The 16,701-nt window shown below is 39.6% G+C and carries 13 protein-coding genes; 7 read left to right on the top strand and 6 right to left on the bottom strand.

Annotation, left to right across the window (positions count from 1 at the left end):
• The first annotated feature begins 217 nt into the window (after nucleotides 1-217).
• The 6 genes from I6F49_RS10035 to I6F49_RS10010 all read left to right on the top strand — a co-directional run bounded on the left by I6F49_RS10035 (nucleotide 218) and on the right by I6F49_RS10010 (nucleotide 5,879).
• Entirely contained in the window at nucleotides 218-742 is a 525-nt protein-coding gene (locus tag I6F49_RS10035; RefSeq protein WP_165728357.1) for a sigma-70 family RNA polymerase sigma factor, read from the top strand.
• Entirely contained in the window at nucleotides 739-1,419 is a 681-nt protein-coding gene (locus I6F49_RS10030; RefSeq protein WP_197119934.1) for an anti-sigma factor, read from the top strand. The genes I6F49_RS10035 and I6F49_RS10030 overlap by 4 nt, the downstream gene beginning before the upstream one ends.
• 158 nt (nucleotides 1,420-1,577) lie before the next feature.
• Complete coding sequence (locus I6F49_RS10025) at nucleotides 1,578-3,170, top strand: DUF4331 domain-containing protein (protein WP_197180191.1); 1,593 nt, start codon at nucleotides 1,578-1,580, stop codon at nucleotides 3,168-3,170.
• Nucleotides 3,171-3,181: 11 nt separating this feature from the next.
• Complete coding sequence (locus I6F49_RS10020; protein ID WP_197180189.1) at nucleotides 3,182-3,691, top strand: Ig-like domain-containing protein; 510 nt, start codon at nucleotides 3,182-3,184, stop codon at nucleotides 3,689-3,691.
• A gap of 53 nt (nucleotides 3,692-3,744) precedes the next feature.
• Nucleotides 3,745-4,770, top strand: coding sequence for a hypothetical protein (locus I6F49_RS10015; RefSeq protein WP_197180187.1), 1,026 nt, complete (start codon nucleotides 3,745-3,747; stop codon nucleotides 4,768-4,770).
• The gene (locus I6F49_RS10010) at nucleotides 4,767-5,879 is read left to right on the top strand and encodes a HupE/UreJ family protein (protein WP_197180185.1); all 1,113 of its coding nucleotides are present in this window, start codon (nucleotides 4,767-4,769) and stop codon (nucleotides 5,877-5,879) included. Before I6F49_RS10015 ends, I6F49_RS10010 begins: the two co-directional genes overlap by 4 nt.
• A gap of 59 nt (nucleotides 5,880-5,938) precedes the next feature.
• Here I6F49_RS10010 and I6F49_RS10005 read toward each other — a convergent pair whose 3' ends face one another.
• The 6 genes from I6F49_RS10005 to I6F49_RS09980 all read right to left on the bottom strand — a co-directional run bounded on the left by I6F49_RS10005 (nucleotide 5,939) and on the right by I6F49_RS09980 (nucleotide 15,353).
• On the bottom strand, nucleotides 5,939-6,565 hold the full coding sequence (locus tag I6F49_RS10005; protein ID WP_166420024.1) for a TetR/AcrR family transcriptional regulator: 627 nt from the start codon (nucleotides 6,563-6,565) through the stop codon (nucleotides 5,939-5,941).
• A gap of 97 nt (nucleotides 6,566-6,662) precedes the next feature.
• Nucleotides 6,663-8,081: an efflux transporter outer membrane subunit gene (locus I6F49_RS10000; protein WP_197180183.1), complete on the bottom strand. Its 1,419-nt coding sequence runs from the start codon at nucleotides 8,079-8,081 to the stop codon at nucleotides 6,663-6,665.
• Nucleotides 8,078-11,212 (bottom strand): efflux RND transporter permease subunit, encoded by a 3,135-nt coding sequence (locus tag I6F49_RS09995; RefSeq protein ID WP_197180181.1) that lies wholly within the window; start codon nucleotides 11,210-11,212, stop codon nucleotides 8,078-8,080. Before I6F49_RS09995 ends, I6F49_RS10000 begins: the two co-directional genes overlap by 4 nt.
• Before the next feature lie 12 nt (nucleotides 11,213-11,224).
• Nucleotides 11,225-12,394, bottom strand: a complete 1,170-nt coding sequence (locus I6F49_RS09990) for an efflux RND transporter periplasmic adaptor subunit (RefSeq protein WP_197180179.1) — start codon at nucleotides 12,392-12,394, stop codon at nucleotides 11,225-11,227.
• A 291-nt stretch (nucleotides 12,395-12,685) separates the two neighbouring features.
• The gene (locus tag I6F49_RS09985) at nucleotides 12,686-13,987 is read right to left on the bottom strand and encodes a hemolysin family protein (protein ID WP_197180177.1); all 1,302 of its coding nucleotides are present in this window, start codon (nucleotides 13,985-13,987) and stop codon (nucleotides 12,686-12,688) included.
• Nucleotides 13,988-14,243: 256 nt separating this feature from the next.
• Nucleotides 14,244-15,353, bottom strand: coding sequence for an arginase family protein (locus I6F49_RS09980; protein WP_197180175.1), 1,110 nt, complete (start codon nucleotides 15,351-15,353; stop codon nucleotides 14,244-14,246).
• A 464-nt stretch (nucleotides 15,354-15,817) separates the two neighbouring features.
• Between I6F49_RS09980 and udp the strand changes: the two genes are divergently transcribed.
• Nucleotides 15,818-16,573 carry a uridine phosphorylase gene (gene udp / locus I6F49_RS09975; protein ID WP_166420018.1) on the top strand — a complete coding sequence of 252 codons (756 nt, stop codon included), beginning with the start codon at nucleotides 15,818-15,820 and terminating at the stop codon, nucleotides 16,571-16,573.
• Nucleotides 16,574-16,701: the final 128 nt, after the last annotated feature.

The following is a 16,701-nucleotide window of genomic DNA, read 5'->3' as shown; positions in this document are numbered from 1 at the left end:
ATGTTAATAATAAAATAAATTTAAGTGCAATCTGCTCTTTGTGCATTTTTTACAAACATGTGAATAAATTATACCTATACGTTTATATTTCAAACACTGATCGGTTATTGTTTGTACTAACGTATAAAGCAGCTAATCTAAAAATCAATTAAATTTTTTGCATCTAAATCACGCCCCAAACCGTTTACTCAATGATAATAAGAAAAACAGGACCCCTATGGATAACGATGATTTACTCCCTCTTTTGTGCGCAACAGCACAAGGAGACAAAAATGCTTTCTCAAGTTTATATCAACAAACTAGCGGCAAACTTTTTGCTATTAGTTTAAATATGCTCACTAACAGAGCTTATGCGGAAGAGGCACTACAAGACGCTTTTATAAAAATTTGGCATAACGCATCTGAATATAACGCCTCTAAAGGCACTGTTATTAGTTGGATGATAAGTATAGTTAGGTATAGAAGTCTTGATTCGCTGCGCTATCACAAGGTACGAAAAGAGCAGTCGCTAGGCGATGATGAATATGAGAATGAAAGCATTGACATTAATTACGATGAAGAAACAAAACTAGTTAATTGTATAGAACAACTTGAGCCGCAACAAAAGCAGGCTATTCACTTAGCTTATTACAAAGGGCTGAGTCATAGCGAGTTAGTGGATCATATAGAAACGCCATTAGGTACAGTTAAAAGCTGGATCAGGCGTGGGCTTATGCAGCTGCAAAGGTGTTTAACATTATGAATTATAATAAACCCGAACTATTAGACGCACTTGCTGGGCAGTATGTGCTTGGCACACTTAGAGGGCTTGCCCGTAAGCGTTTTCAACGTCTGTTGCTTAGTTCAAACCAAGCACGTGAAGCAACAAGTATGTGGGAGCAGAACCTAAATAACTTGGCAAGTGCTATTACACCACAAACGCCACGTGACGATGTATGGATAAATATATTACAGCGAATTGAAAACCAGCAACCCACCAAAACGGTGATACATACTAAGCCCTCTATTTGGCGTACATGGTCTTTTGTGGCAACTGCCGCATGTATTGTTTTAGCCTTTTTGGTTATTCAACCCTCTACTAATGTTGTTCAAACGCAACAAATTGCCTTGGTTCAAAACCAAGATAAGCAATCATTGTGGTTTATTGATGTTAACGAGCAAGGGCTTTCAATTAAAGCCAGTAGCCAATTGGTTGCTCAATCAAATAAAGATTACGAGCTGTGGATGATTTTAAAGGGGCAGGATACGCCTATTTCATTGGGTTTACTTCCAAAACAAGGCAATAAAATACTTTTCAAAGATAGCCGCTTTAAAGCAACCGACATAGCGTTGCTTGCAGTAAGCTTAGAGCCTATTGGTGGCTCGCCAAATGGATTACCGACTGAGGTGTTATACACCACAGAGCTGGTACTTTTATAACCTTGCTATTATGACCAATGTTGGCTGCTTGTATAAAGTAGCCAACCCTTAATTCAATTTTTTTAACAAAATATAAATTTAATTTAACTTTTTTGCATCCAATTTAAATCCTGCCCCGTTATTAGCTATGACTTCAATCAAAACTAAAGGACAAAGTCATGAAAGCTTTAACTCCATCAATACTCGCAGTAGTAATATGTAGTACGTTTGTAAGTGCACCAAGTGAAGCATCTAGCCACAGAGAAGCGCCAAATATAAGCCGTTTCCCGACTTTAGATTCAACCGATTTTTATGTATTTAATAGTTACGAGCAAGGCCGTGGCGATTTTGTAACACTAATAGCTAACTACATCCCGCTACAAGACGCATACGGCGGCCCTAATTACTTTGCAATGGATCCGGATGCAACTTACAGCATTCATATCGATAACGATGGCGATGCTGTTGAAGATATTACATTTGCGTTTAACTTTAAAAGCATGCTCCCTAACGATAATCAAGGCGTGCAATTAACGGTTGGACCTGAAGGAAATCAACGTACAGTTTCGGTACCACTTAAAAATGTTGGCGGCGTGGCTGCAGGTGATGACAGCGCAGCTAACTTTAGCGAATCATACACAATGAGCATGATAAGCGGCGCACAGCGTACTGGCGAAGCTACTGTGTTAAATAATACAGCATCAAACTCAAGTACATTCTCTAAACCACTTGATTATGTAGGTAATAAAACATTTGGATCGATGAGTGATTACCAAACTTATGCGGATCAATTTGTTTATCAGGTTTTAATTCCTAACTGTGAAAGCATGGCACAAGTTTTTGTAGGGCTGCGTAAAGACCCGTTTGTAGTTAACCTAGGTAAAACATTTGATTTAGTTAACTATGTACCTGTAGAGGGTGACAGCGCCCCAGGTGCTGGTGACGGCGGTGGTTTTCCAGGTGGTATAACGCAATCTGCTGATAACGACGATCTTGCAGATAAAAACGTCACATCAATCGCTATCGAAATACCAAAGAGTTGTATTGTTGGTGAAGGTAACGGTGTAATTGGCTCGTGGACAACGGCAAGCTTACCTCAAGCACGTGTATTAAACCCAAATGCTAAATTTGCTAATAATGCGGTAAACGGTGGTGCATTAACTCAGGTTTCACGCCTAGGTAGCCCGCTTGTAAATGAGCTTGTAATTGGTATTAAAGACAAAGATACATTCTCAACAGCGCACCCTAAAGATGATGCACAATTTTTAGATTATGTATCTCACCCTGCACTACCAGAGTTATTAAATATTTTATTTAAAGATGCTGTTAATACAACACTAGATACCAACTTTGAAACTCTGGCACCCACTAACTTCCCGCGTACTGATTTAATCACTGCATTTTTAACGGGTTTTGCAGACGTTAATCAGCAAGCAACGGTAACACCTTCAGAAATGCTGCGTTTAAACACAGCCATTGCTGCAACAGCGCAAGCTGATCAATCTGCATTTGGTGTAGCTGGCAATGATTTAGCGGGTTTCCCAAATGGTCGTCGCCCGGGTGATGATGTGGTTGATATTGCACTGCGCGTTGTGATGGGGCGTTTATGTCATCCTATTCCTGTAAATGGCGAAGACACTGACTTAGGCCTTTGTACACCAGAGGATGCTAATACGGGTACAGTTCCATTTACTGATGGCGCACCTGTTGATGCAACAATGATGGACTCAGCATTCCCATACCTTGCAACACCTATTGCAGGATCTAAATAAGGAGTTAACTAATGCGTAATTTAAAAACTACCCATATTTGTGTTCTCCTCAGTGCATTAACATTGGGAGCATGTAGTAGCGATGATGATAAAAAACAGCCTACTCCGGTTGTAAACACAGCGCCTACAGCAAGTGATGCAATGCTAACTACACAAACTGAAGTAAGCATTACCGATATGCTTAGCGCAACCGACAATGATGGCGATTCGCTTACTTACTCGTTAACAAGTGAGCCAACTCTTGGAACTGTTACCGTTAATAGCGATGGTAACTTTACCTACACACCGAATAAAGAAGTGACAGGTTCAGATAGTTTTATGTTTGGTGTAAGTGATGGCGTTAATTCGCAAGTAACTGCAACAGTGAACATTACAATTGACGCACTACAAGTCGACTTTGCTCAATTTTCAACCGATGCATTTAATCAAGCCCCAAATGCAGAGCCGTTAACTGTTAACGGTCGGGTGTTTACAAACACCGATACCGATGTTGATGGATTGATTTCAACAAACGGTAACTAACCAAGTAATTAAGCTGACAGGCCATGGATGGCTTTTTTCAAAGGATATTTATAATGCATTTATCAATTTTTAAGTCCGTCGCATTTATTACTTTATGCCTAACACCCCTTGCGTTAAGCGCTGCGCCTTTTACCCCAAAAGATGATGCAGTTATTGCTAAAAGTAATTCAACGCTTAGTGCTTCCCTCTCTGTTGACGAAATAAATACATTAGTCACTAACAGCCAATATGCCGGCCAAACAGAGCGCTTACAGGGGCTACTTAAAACCCGTTTAGCCCAGCTATATAAACACACACCCTCATCTCAAATTGGTTACTTATATGCTCGCGTTTTACAAAAAGAGCACCTTTTTGACGAAGCTATTGATATTGCTAACAACGTTTTGATTGGAGAGCCAAAACATAGTAATAGCCATTTATTGCTAGCCAATATATTTATGACTCAAGGTAAGTTCGCACAAGCAAAAAAACACTGCGTAGCCTTAATTGGGCAAGTAAGCACTATTACTGCTAGCACCTGTGTACTCGATGTACAAAGCCAACATGAAAGCGTTTTAGGCAGCTACCAAGCATTAATAAAAATTATAAATAATAATCAAACTAGCCTAGCTACAAACCATGTTTTAAGTGAAATGAGCTACCGTTTAAATAACTACAAACAAGCTATGTCTCACTTACAAAGTGTAGATTTAGTTCAAGCCCCAGTGAGCCTTATTGTTTTATGGGCCGATATTCAAATTGCTCTAAATCAACCACAACAAGTATTAAATACATTAAGCGTACTGCTTCCTGATAAAAGTAATTTAGAGGATGCTATTTTGCTAAGACTTTCAATCGCAGAAAAAAAACTAAATAAACGCGATAAAAAATGGCAAAATACAATGACGCAAAGAGTTGCACTACGAGAGCTTCGCAAAGATTCTTTTCATGCAAGTGACTTAGCTAAATATTACCTTGATGTACAACCAAATCGCGAAAAAGCACTTTACTGGGCTCATATTAATTGGCAACAGGCTAAAATGAGCACCGATGAGCAATTACTTACTCAAGCAAAAGCGATGCAACGAGACACACTATGAAAACGCTTTATCTATTTATACTCACTTTAATGCTGTGCATTTTTTCAACTTACAGCTTTGCCCATCAATTAAGTACAAGTTATATAACCTTAAATAGCGAGAGCAATAACGACACCAACAAAAACCAATACACGGGTACCTGGCAAATAAATATAGCCGACTTAGAGCACGCAGTGCCTCTGGATTTAGACAAAAACGGGCAAATTTCATGGGCAGAAATAAAAGCAAAGCGCAGCTCAATTAATAACTTCATTACAGAAAATTTAAATATCACGCAAAACGAGCAAGCTTGCCATTTAACAAGTGAAGGTATCTATCAGTTAGATAACCATTTTAACCAGCCTTATTTGGTTATTCCGATAATGTTTAGTTGCAATGACAGTGAAACAATCTCTCTTTCTTATTCTGCTTTTTTTAAAACCGATGCTAATCATAAATCCATCGTAAATATAAATGGTGTATCTCGTGTATTTAATATCAACGAGGCTCAGCAAACATTTAGCTTTGAAAAATCTAGTTATTTAAGCACGTTCAATCAATACGTATATCAAGGTGTTTTACATATCTGGATAGGTATTGATCATATTTTATTTTTAATCGCCCTATTACTTACCTGTGTTTTAAAGCGTAGTGAAAAAACATGGCAAGGTATTAGCTCTAAAAAACAAATTATTAAACACACAGCATGGATAGTAACCGCGTTTACACTTGCGCACTCTATTACGCTTACCGCCACCGCTATGAACTTAGTCTCGCCAAATAGTCGTTGGGTAGAGCTTGGAATTGCTATCTCTGTTTTATTTGCAGCATTAAATAATGTTTGGCCGCTGATACTTCGTTTAGGTTGGCTTACTTTTGCTTTTGGTTTACTACATGGGATGGGATTTGCAAGCGTACTTGGCGAGCTTGGCTTGTCGAGCGACTATCAATTATTGAGCATTTTAGCATTTAATTTAGGTGTCGAAATAGGTCAGCTCAGTATATTACTGGTTGCGCTGCCATTACTTATTTATGTACGAAACTATACCTGGTATAGCAAGTGGTTAATGCCAATGGGTTCTGTAGCAATAGCAATAATTGCTCTGCAATGGTCAATAGAGCGTTTTTAAAGTATAAAAAAGCTAGCCAATAGTTGGCTAGCTTACTTTTTAGTTATCTATTTTGCGCTTTACTGTGCTTTATCAAATGGCATTAGTAATGTTTTCATCGCTGGACGAAGCGCTATTAATACTGTTTCTTCGGTTAACTCTGGGTAGAGTAACTTTCTAAGTAATAACCCTGCCATCATCGAAAAAATAACATTAATTCGGCTTTCAAGTTCAAGTTCATCAATATCTTTTAGCGCACTTCGCTCACTTGTTAAAAGCTGTCTCATGCGATCTCTTGCCTGAACATCAGTTTCGCGTAAAAGTGTTGCCACTTTAACATTTCGACCTGCTTCAGCCATCATGTCTAAATCAATAACACACGATCCCGTGTCCATGTGCCTTTGCACACCAATGTTTAAGCCATCAATGAGCGCTTGAAGTACATCACCAGGATGATCTTCAAACTGTTGGAAGATAGAAAACATCTCTTCCATGTCTTTTTCAATAATGCTTTCTATAATTGCTTCTTTGCTTTCAAAGTAATTATAAATATGGCCTGCACTCATCCCTGCCGTTTTAGATATTTCAGCCATGCCTGCACCGTGGTAACCTTTTCGGCGAAAACACTCTGCAGCAGCTGTTAGTATTTGCTCACGCCTAGCCAGTGCTATCGCGGGATCTGTTTGCCTTTTTGCTTTAGGCTTCATGTTCAACTCCACTACTAAGTCTTAAACTCAGTAAAGCGAGTACTATAAATAGCCTCGCTGTATCATTAAAATGCAGCTCGCAAGCGAGCTGCTAATATTACTGCTCTTCCTGAGTTGTTTTGTCGCTCGTATTCCATCCGCCACCAAGTGCTTTGTATAAGTTAATTTGACTAGCAAGATATGATTGCTGGCCGCTAATTAACTGTTGCTGCGCGCCATACCAAGTACGCTGAGCATCAAGTACTTGTAAGTAGCTGTCTGCGCCTTTTTCGTAGCGCATTTTTGATAAATCAAACGTGATTTGTCGGCTACTTATAAGCATATCAAGCGCACTTAATTGCTCTTGATAGCCTTCTCTGTCGGCAAGTGCATCGGCCACTTCGCGAAACGCATTTTGAATTTTTTGTTGGTACGTTGCCACTGCAATTTCTTGATCTGCTTTTGCTACATCAAGATTAGCTTGGTTACGTCCCATATTAAAAATAGGTAAGCTAATTGACGGTACAAAACTCCATGTACCTGAGCCCGAATCAAACAAGCCACTCAAATCACTTGAAGCAGACCCCGCATTGGCCGTTAAGCTAATACTTGGATAAAACGCCGCACGTGCAATACCAATATTGGCATTTGCGGCAAGCAGTAAATGCTCAGCGGCTTTAATATCTGGGCGCTGCGAGAGCAAATCAGACGGTAAGCCAACCGGTACTTCTGGCATGCTAATCAAGTTAGTAAGGTCTTTATTAGGCAGTAAATCAGCCGAAACAGATTTACCCACTAATAAATCTAGAGCGCTTTTATCACGCTTTAATAAACGCTTATACGTTGCTATGTCTACTTTTGCTGTAGCAACTGTACTTCTAAGCTGCTCAAGCGTAATTGAAGACGTTGCACCTAAATCAAAGCTTTTTTGTGTAAGCGATAATGACTCTTGCTGAGAGGTTAACGTTTCTTTTGCAAGCTCTAGTAGTTGTAAGTCTGTTGCGTAATTAAGCCATGCATTTGCAAGCTCTGAAATTAAAGACACCTGCGTACTGTATTGGCTAAGCTCTGTAGAGTATAAATTTTGCAATGCTTGCGCTGATTGATTGCGCACTTTGCCCCAAATATCTAACTCGTATGAGGTAATACCTACCGTTGCACTGTATTGCGAGCTAATAGCTGCATCGCCAGTACCCGATAAATCAGCCGGTAAACGCTGGCGAGTACCAGAAGCATTTAAATCAAGCGACGGATATAAAGCAGAATCTTCAATTTGATACAAACCACGCACACGCTGCACGTTAAGTACAGCAATTTGCATGTCTTTATTATGCTCAAGGCTTTGCGTAATTAATGTTTGTAGTTTTTCATCATTAAAAAACTGCTGCCAATTTAATTGTTGTGCTGAGCTTTGCTCAGTACCTGATGCATAAGCATCAGATACTGGTAGAGCAAGATCTTTTTGCTCTGGTGCAAGTTGGCAACCACTTAGTACTAATAAAGCAATGGCACTTAGGCTGAATGTTTTAATACTCATTCTGCACTCTCCTTCGTTGTCTCTTTAGCTTTACCTGGGAATACACGGCGAACTAAAACAAAGAATAAAGGTACAAAAACAACGACTAATATTGATGATGCAAGTGTGCCACCAATAATTGAAATACCTAGTGCATTTTGCGCACCAGAGCCCGCGCTTGAGGCGATTGCTAGTGGGATTACACCACAAATAAACGCCATTGAAGTCATTAATATTGGACGTAAACGAAGGCGTACCGCAGCAACTGCAGCATCAACTAGCCCTAGTCCTTCATCCATTTTATGAATAGCAAATTCAACAATTAATATCGCATTTTTAGAGGCTAAACCAATGGTGGTCAACAAGCCTACCTGCAAGTAAATATCGTTAGATAAGCCACCACCAAGCGCCGCCATAATTGCACCAAATATACCCAGTGGCACAATCATCATTACCGCAAATGGTACCGACCAACTTTCATAAAGTGCGGCTAAACATAAAAATACAAACAACAGCGATAAGCCATATAGTAAAGGTGCTTGACCACTACTAGAGCGCTCTTGGAATGAAATACCGGTCCATTCAGACGAAATACCATTTGGTAGCTGTTTAACTAAACGTTCCATTTCATCCATTGCTTGGCCTGTACTGTAACCCGGCGCTGCACTACCTTGAATTTCCATTGCTGAAAAACCATTGTAACGCTCTAAGCGAGGTGATCCGTAAGTCCAATAGGCACTAGCAAAGGCTGAAAACGGCACCATATCGCCATTATTATTGCGCACATACCACTTATTTAGATCCTCAGGCACCATGCGCGATTGTGCGTCACCTTGCATATACACTTTTTTAACTCGACCACGGTCAATAAAGTCATTCACATAACTACTACCCCATGCTGTCGAAAGTGTACTGTTGATATCGTTTTGCGACACGCCAAGCGCTTCGGCTTTTGCAAGGTCTGTATCAAGTTGCAGCTCTGGCATATCTTCTTGTCCGTTTGGACGTACACCCGCTAAAATTGGACTTTGACTTGCTAAACCTAATAATTGATTTCGTGCAGCTAATAACTCATCGTGGCCTAGGCCTACACGGTCTTGTAAGAAAATATTAAAGCCATTAGCAGTACCCAGCTCAACAATTGCAGGTGGCGGGAATGCAAACACAAACGCTTCTTTTATAGTCGAAAAGTAACCCATCGCTTTACCTGCAACACCTTGTACCGATAAGTCATCGCGTTGACGTTCATCCCAATGTTTAAGGTTAACAAAGGCAATTGCTGAGTTTTGACCAGAGCCTGCAAAACTAAAACCAGTCACGGTAAAAATACCGTTTACTGCTTCAGATTGATCGTTTAAAAAGTGATTTTCTACCTTTTTAACAACCTCAAGCGTTTGCTGTGTTGTAGAACCTGCTGGTAATGAAACTTGGTTAAACAAAATACCTTGGTCTTCGTCTGGTAAAAATGCGGTTGGTAAATGTGAAAATACATAAACCATGCCACCCACTATCACAGCGTAAATAAGTAAGTAACGCTTAGAGTGATTGATCATACGGCTTACAAAGCCTTGTGCACCGCGATTCGTTTTATCAAAACCTCGGTTAAATCCAGAGAAAAACTTACCAATAAACGAGCCATCGTCGTGAACATGGCTTGGTTTTAATAACGTAGCACACAGTGCTGGTGTTAAAATAAGGGCAACCAATACCGAAAGCCCCATTGCCGATACCAATGTAATAGAGAACTGACGATAAATAATACCCGTCGAGCCACTAAAAAATGCCATTGGAATAAATACAGCCGAAAGCACCATCGCTATACCTACCAGCGCACCTTTAATTTCGTCCATTGATTTACGCGTAGCTTCGAGCGCTGAGAGCTTTTCTTCAGTCATTAATCGTTCTACGTTTTCTACAACAACGATTGCATCATCTACCAATAAGCCTATGGCAAGTACCATTGCAAACATCGTTAGCGTATTTATCGAATAACCAAAGGTGTATAAAATACCAAACGTACCTAGTAAAACCACTGGCACGGCAATAGTTGGAATAAGTGTTGCCCTAAAGTTTTGTAGGAACAAATACATAACTACAAAAACAAGTACAACAGCTTCAATTAAGGTGTGAATAACTTTTTCGATAGAGAGCGATACAAACGGCGTTGTGTCGTAAGGTACAACAGCATCTAACCCTTCAGGGAAAAACGGTTTTAGCTCTTCAATTGCTTTTTTAACTCCAGCGGCAGTATCAAGTGCATTAGCACCACTGGCTAGTTTAATACCTAAGCCTGATGCTGGCTGACCGTCATAACGAGCAACAACGCGGTAGCTTTCGCCGCCAAGCTCTACTCTAGCAACGTCCTCAAGGCGAACAAAAGAGCCATCTGGGTTGGTTTTAACTAAGATTTTTTCAAATTGCTCTGGCGTTTGTAATCGACTTTGCGCTGTTACTGTTGCATTAAGTTGCTGACCATCAACGGCTGGCATACCGCCAAGTTGACCGGCAGATACTTGTGCATTTTGTGCAGAAATAGAGGCACTAATATCGGCAGGTGTAAGCTGATAGTTTTGTAACTTTGAAGGGTCTAACCAAATACGCATCGCGTACTGAGAACCAAACAGCTGCACTTCACCTACGCCTTCAACACGCGACACAATATCTTGCACGTTTGATGAAACATAATCGCCAATATCAATATTGGTCATGCTGCCATCTTTAGACACAAAAGCATAAACCATTAAAAAGTTACGCGCTGACTTTGCAACTACAACACCTTGCCTTTGTACGGCTTCTGGTAAAAGTGGAGTTGCTGTTGCTAATTTATTTTGCACTTGAACTTGTGCAATATCAGGGTCTGTTTCGGCGCTAAACGAAAGTGTAAGCGTAGCAGAACCGCTAGATTCTGACGTTGATGACATATAAAGCAGGCCATCAAGCCCTTTCATTTTTTGCTCAATAACTTGCGTTACCGTATCTTCGAGTGTACGCGCAGATGCACCAGGGTACGTTGCCGTAATACTCACTGCAGGTGGTGCAATTGAAGGATACTGCGAAATAGGTAAACTCCTAATCGCCAAAATACCTGCAAGCATCACTACAATAGCGAGTACCCAAGCAAATATCGGTCTATCGATAAAAAATCGTGACATTAAAACTCTCCGTTATTGCGCTTGATCGGCTTTAGCAGGCGATTGAATTTCAGAAGGATTCACTGGTGCACCAGGACGGATTTTTTGTAAGCCTTCAACTATTAACTTATCGCCATCCATTAAGCCATCGGTAACAAGCCAGTCAGCACCTATTGTGCGGTCTACTTTTAAAACACGACTTTCAACAGTATTCTCTTTACTCACAACCATTGCCGTTGGCTCACCTTTTGAGTTTCGGCTAACACCACGTTGCGGGGCTAAAATAGCACCGGCCTTAACGCCTTCCACAATAGAAGCGCGGGCATACATTCCTGGCAATAATAGTTTTTCTGGGTTTGAAAATTTAGCACGTAATGTTACTGAGCCAGTACTTGGATCAACGGTCACTTCGGAGAACTGCAATGTACCTTTATGAGGATAAACAGAGCCATCTTCCATAATAAGTTCAACGTCAGTTTGGCTAGTAGAATCTACGCTTAGTGCACCTGATGATAATGCTTTTTTAAGTTTTGTAAGCTCATTACTTGATTGTGTTAAATCAATATAAATTGGATCTAGCTGAGTTACGGTAGCAAGTGCAGTACTTTGATTGGCACTGACTAGTGCACCCACTGTTACGCTTGATTTACTAATTTGACCACTAATTGGTGAAGACACATGGCTGTAATCAAGGTTAATTTGCGCCGATTTTAACTGCGCTTTAGCCGTTAATAATTCAGCATTTGCTTGCTTGTAAGCAGCGTCTGCTTCGTCAAAATCTTGTTGACTGACGGCTTTAATTTTTAATAATTCACTATAACGCGATGCTTTTGATTTAGAACTTGCAATGCTTGCTTGTGCGCGCGCTACGCTTGCTTCACTTGCTGCTAAGTCAGCTTCAAATGTCGCAGGATCTATTTGATACAGAGCCTGGCCTTGTTTAACCTCTTTACCTTCTACAAATAAACGAGATTGCACAATACCACTTACTTGAGGGCGTATTTCAGCAATTTGAAATGCACTGATACGACCAGGAAGTTCTTTTTTGAGAGTAAGCGCTTGGCTTTTTAATGTAAGTACACCCACTGGCACAGCTTTAGGAGCTGAAGCTTGTGACTGCTCAGCTGCCTGGTCACAACCAGTTAAAGCAACAGAACCGACGAGGGCTGATAATACAAATAAAGCGATGCGGGAACGCTGCATGTTAAATACCTTTCAGTTTAGAGTGAACGATCATTCTAAATTAAAACGCGCTGAAAATGAATCTTAATTAGAAGAAATTTACACAAACTTACACTCCCCAGTGCAATATACGTATTAGGTCGTATTTGATGTTAATTAGATGACAACAGGATTAAACTTGTATGAAAATAAAACAACTTAACATATTGAAATGATTTTTTATTTTAGGAACAAAGCTTCTAACAAACACAAAAAAGCCAAGCAAATATAGCTTGGCTATTTATATAAACGACTAGCGTCATACCTAGTTTTTTAAGGGGTAATAGTAGTCTGCGGGGTGATAACCCTTGAAACTAACAATTGCTCTACCCTAATCCCTTCAACATCAACAACTTCAAACTTAAAGCCTGCAAAAGTTAAATGCTCTGCGCGTTTAGGTATTCGCTTCATGTTGTAAATTAAAAATCCAGCAACTGTTTCATAGTGCATCTGAGCAGGAAACTCTTCTATATCAAGTACTTTTGCTAAATCTGTAATTGGCGTTAGTCCATCTACAAGCCATGAGTTTTTATCGCGTTCTATGATTAATTCGTCGCCTTGGTGAGTTATTAAATCACCCATAAACCCTTTCATTAAATCTTTAACCGTAACAATACCCACTGAAAGCGCATATTCGTTTACTACTACCGCAAATGGTTTTGCTGCACTTTTAAACGCATTTAAAGCTTCTGATAGGCTTAGTGTTTCAGGTAAGTAAAAAACATCTTTATCAATCAAGTCGTCGTTTATATTGGCGGCTTCGCCTTTTAGGACTTGTCGTAAAATATCTTTAGATTCAACAGAGCCATGCAACTTATCTAAATTTCCTGATACCACTAAAAAGTGATTATGAGGATGATCTATAATTTTAGTGGCAATATCATGGCTAGATTCGTTTAAATCAAAATACACAATTTGGTCACGTGGCGTCATCACGCTTGATAAAAAACGGGCTTCTAGGTCAAACACATTGCCAATGAGTTCATACTCTTGCTTTTGCAAGCTACCATACGCAGCACCTGCATCCATCATGGCAACAATGTCCTCTGTTGTTACATTGTCTTCTCGCTCAGCGGGTACTTTAAATAAGCGCAGCACAAAGTTAGTAACCCCATTAAAAAACATAACAAGAGGCGTAAGCGCAAATGTAACCCAGCGCATAATGGTTACTACACGAACTGCAACGGCCTCTGGCATTATCATCGCTAAACGCTTTGGCATTAAATCGGCAAACAATATAAACAAAGATGTAATAGTAAAAAATGAAAGTAAAAAGCTAATCTTTTCTAAATGCACACCTTGATAAAACAATACCAATACACTTTCAACATAAGGAGATAGCGCCTGCTCGCCCACAATACCACCCAATATCGCAATCGCGTTGAGTGCTATTTGGATCATGGCAAAAAAAGCCCCTGGATTTTCTTGTAGCTTTAATACCGCTGCTGCTTTTATACTTCCTTCATCTGCCATTACACGCAGTTTTATTTTACGCGACGCTGCAATTGCTATTTCTGACATAGCAAACAACGCACTGATCAAGATCAATAAGCTAATCCCGATTAAATCACCCATTTAACGCTCCAAAAAGTTAGCGCTTTTTTAAACAAAAAGCAGCTGGATTATAATCGGTTTTTTAAACGCAGCAATTTATATTTATTAAATACATATAAATCTTTAAATTTCATAATATTATAAAGTTAATCGAGGATTAAAAACGCGTAATTTACGCTAAAATATAAATAACAGGAGGAAAGTTAAGTGTTTATAAAGGCTAAAGCGATAAAAGCTAGCTATAAGCGCTATTTCAACGTTTATCTAATAGGCCGTATTACTTGTTCATTGCATTAATTAAAAATGCTGAAATTTTGGCGCCTTCTCTAAGTGTTGTTTCAGAGCTTGATTGACCCACTAAAGAGCTGTCGGTAAAGGGCGCTATTTCCATCATATCAGCACCCGTAATCGGAAACTCATCCGCAATAGCTGATAAAATATCAAGCGCATGCTGTGGTGTTAAACCATTATGCTCTGGCGTACCTGTGGCTGATGCAAACTCGGCATCAAGCGCATCAATATCAAAGCTTACGTAAACTTCATCAACGTTATCGGCTTTTAGCTGTGCAATTGCATCAGCAGCAACGGCCGCTGCACCGCGCTCAATAATTTCATGTGCCCAGTGCTGTTTAACACCAAATGTACTTTCCCAATGCGCTTTTGGCTTACCACTTGAGCGTATACCAAACTGAATTAAATGATGCGGTGCCGGTAAAAATTCTAAAATATGTGTACACCACGAGCCAAAACATAAATCTATGCCTAAGCGCTCAACAAGTAAGTCGGTATGCGCGTCAAAGTGAATAATAGCGGTGCGTTTACCTTGCTCACGCTTTGCTTTTAAGTACGCTTTAGTAAGTGGGTAACTAATTGAGTGATCGCCACCAATACCAAATATGCCTTTATCTTTAAATGTTGCGTAAAAGCTGTCGCATACATCCTCTGTGATTGATAACGGACTTACGTAATAGTCGTTATCTTCATTACCGTATAGGGCTTTTTGGCAATTAGAAATAGTTGCATCATTTAAGTATTTATCGTGAAGTAAATGTGGGATTACACGTACATCGCCTAAATCAAACGAATGACACTGCGGCTGCTGATCAATTAATGCTGAGCGCACAAATAACGGCCCCCAATTTGCGCCGCGTAAAATACCACCGCCACAGTCTGAGCTAATACCTAACATTACGGCTTTATGTGGAGAATTTGGTAGCTCATTTAAAGAGTCGCGCCAAAGTGAATCTACGTTTTCGGTTTGCCCATAAAGCTTATTACGTAGTGCGGCTTTGCGCTCTTTAGCGGTGTTTACTGTAAATACACCATCGCCTGGTGAACATAAATAGTGTTCAACTTTGTTTTTAAATGCTTCAAATTGTGTGCTCATAGTAAACTCCTTCGGTTTTTGTTCTGTACGCAGCTAATTAGTTTCGATTACTTTTGATTAGTTATGCAAAATTACTAAAAATGCCTAAACTTCAAATAAATTTCGTTTTTCTAAATAAGTGGGCGCCTAATGTAAATAAATACGTTTACTTCCATGCAACTAACAAAGCCATAAGCAAATGAATTTAAATGATATTTTAATGATTCGGCAATCAACTTTTAAATTGTAGTTACGCGCTTGAGTGATACTTATTATGTCTGCTTGAACAAGTCAACACCGTAACGGAGCTGCGAATATAAGTGCTTGATTGAATATTCATAGTTGGTGAATAAATCAAATTAGTACTTAAAATTATTAAGGTTTAATTGGAGGAGTTAAGATAAATCGGACAATCGTCCTGTACTTAATATACGTTTCTAGTAATGATGCTAGATTGACAACAAATTATTATAAAAGGCTTAGTTATGGAAAAGGTATTTCACTTAGGACTATGTATTGACGATCTTAAAGGTGCAAAACTTGCGATTGTACCGGGCGACCCTGATCGTGCAAAACGTATTTCTCAATTCCTAGACAACCCAACCTGCCTAGCTCAAACTCGCGAATTTCATGTTTACTTAGGTCAATTAAACGGCCACTCAGTGGTTATTTGTTCTACGGGTATTGGTGGTCCATCTACGTCGATTGCAGTAGAAGAATTAGCACAACTTGGCGTGCGTAAGTTTTTACGTATTGGTACAACCGGTGCGATTCAACCACATATTAATGAAGGCGAAATTTTAATTAGCCAAGCGTCTGTACGTTTAGACGGTGCTAGCCAACATTTTGCCCCTCTTAGCTACCCTGCTGTGTCTGACTTTTATGCAACGCAAGCTATGGTACAAGCATGTAAAAACTTAAATATCGATTTCCATATTGGTATTACGGCATCAAGCGATACATTTTACCCAGGACAGGAGCGTTACGATACGCATTCTGGCTACGTTCCTAAATCACTACAAGGTAGCTGCGAAGAATGGCAAAAACTTGGCGTGATGAACTACGAAATGGAATCTGCAACATTATTCACTATGTGTGCAGCCCTTGGTTTACAAGCAGCATGTGTAGCAGGCGTACTTGTTAATCGTACTCGCCAAGAAATACCAAATGTTGACCATGGTGAAATTGAGCGTAAATCTGTAGCGGTAGTATTAGAAGCGGCTAAAGTATTACTTGATTAATACGGATTCTATTATTAATGGGCTATTATAACGATAAGAAAATGGCTCAGTAACAAGGCAAAAATTATGAAGTATAGTTGTCTTATATGAATAATTTTTAACGCAGTTAGTGAGTTATTTAATTCGAT

This window comes from Pseudoalteromonas sp. SWN166 (assembly GCF_015864485.1).
GTDB lineage: Bacteria > Pseudomonadota > Gammaproteobacteria > Enterobacterales > Alteromonadaceae > Pseudoalteromonas.
The sequence above is the reverse complement of the archived record's forward strand: the minus strand, read 5'-3'. Positions and strand labels throughout refer to the sequence as shown.

What these genes read in the sequence shown, in the direction of transcription:
- I6F49_RS10035 (WP_165728357.1), top strand. Translation starts at nt 218, where the DNA reads ATGGATAACGATGATTTACTCCCTCTTTTGTGCGCAACAGCACAAGGA.
- I6F49_RS10030 (WP_197119934.1), top strand. Translation starts at nt 739, where the DNA reads ATGAATTATAATAAACCCGAACTATTAGACGCACTTGCTGGGCAGTAT.
- I6F49_RS10025 (WP_197180191.1), top strand. Translation starts at nt 1,578, where the DNA reads ATGAAAGCTTTAACTCCATCAATACTCGCAGTAGTAATATGTAGTACG.
- I6F49_RS10020 (WP_197180189.1), top strand. Translation starts at nt 3,182, where the DNA reads ATGCGTAATTTAAAAACTACCCATATTTGTGTTCTCCTCAGTGCATTA.
- I6F49_RS10015 (WP_197180187.1), top strand. Translation starts at nt 3,745, where the DNA reads ATGCATTTATCAATTTTTAAGTCCGTCGCATTTATTACTTTATGCCTA.
- I6F49_RS10010 (WP_197180185.1), top strand. Translation starts at nt 4,767, where the DNA reads ATGAAAACGCTTTATCTATTTATACTCACTTTAATGCTGTGCATTTTT.
- I6F49_RS10005 (WP_166420024.1), bottom strand. Translation starts at nt 6,565, where the DNA reads ATGAAGCCTAAAGCAAAAAGGCAAACAGATCCCGCGATAGCACTGGCT.
- I6F49_RS10000 (WP_197180183.1), bottom strand. Translation starts at nt 8,081, where the DNA reads ATGAGTATTAAAACATTCAGCCTAAGTGCCATTGCTTTATTAGTACTA.
- I6F49_RS09995 (WP_197180181.1), bottom strand. Translation starts at nt 11,212, where the DNA reads ATGTCACGATTTTTTATCGATAGACCGATATTTGCTTGGGTACTCGCT.
- I6F49_RS09990 (WP_197180179.1), bottom strand. Translation starts at nt 12,394, where the DNA reads ATGCAGCGTTCCCGCATCGCTTTATTTGTATTATCAGCCCTCGTCGGT.
- I6F49_RS09985 (WP_197180177.1), bottom strand. Translation starts at nt 13,987, where the DNA reads ATGGGTGATTTAATCGGGATTAGCTTATTGATCTTGATCAGTGCGTTG.
- I6F49_RS09980 (WP_197180175.1), bottom strand. Translation starts at nt 15,353, where the DNA reads ATGAGCACACAATTTGAAGCATTTAAAAACAAAGTTGAACACTATTTA.
- udp (WP_166420018.1), top strand. Translation starts at nt 15,818, where the DNA reads ATGGAAAAGGTATTTCACTTAGGACTATGTATTGACGATCTTAAAGGT.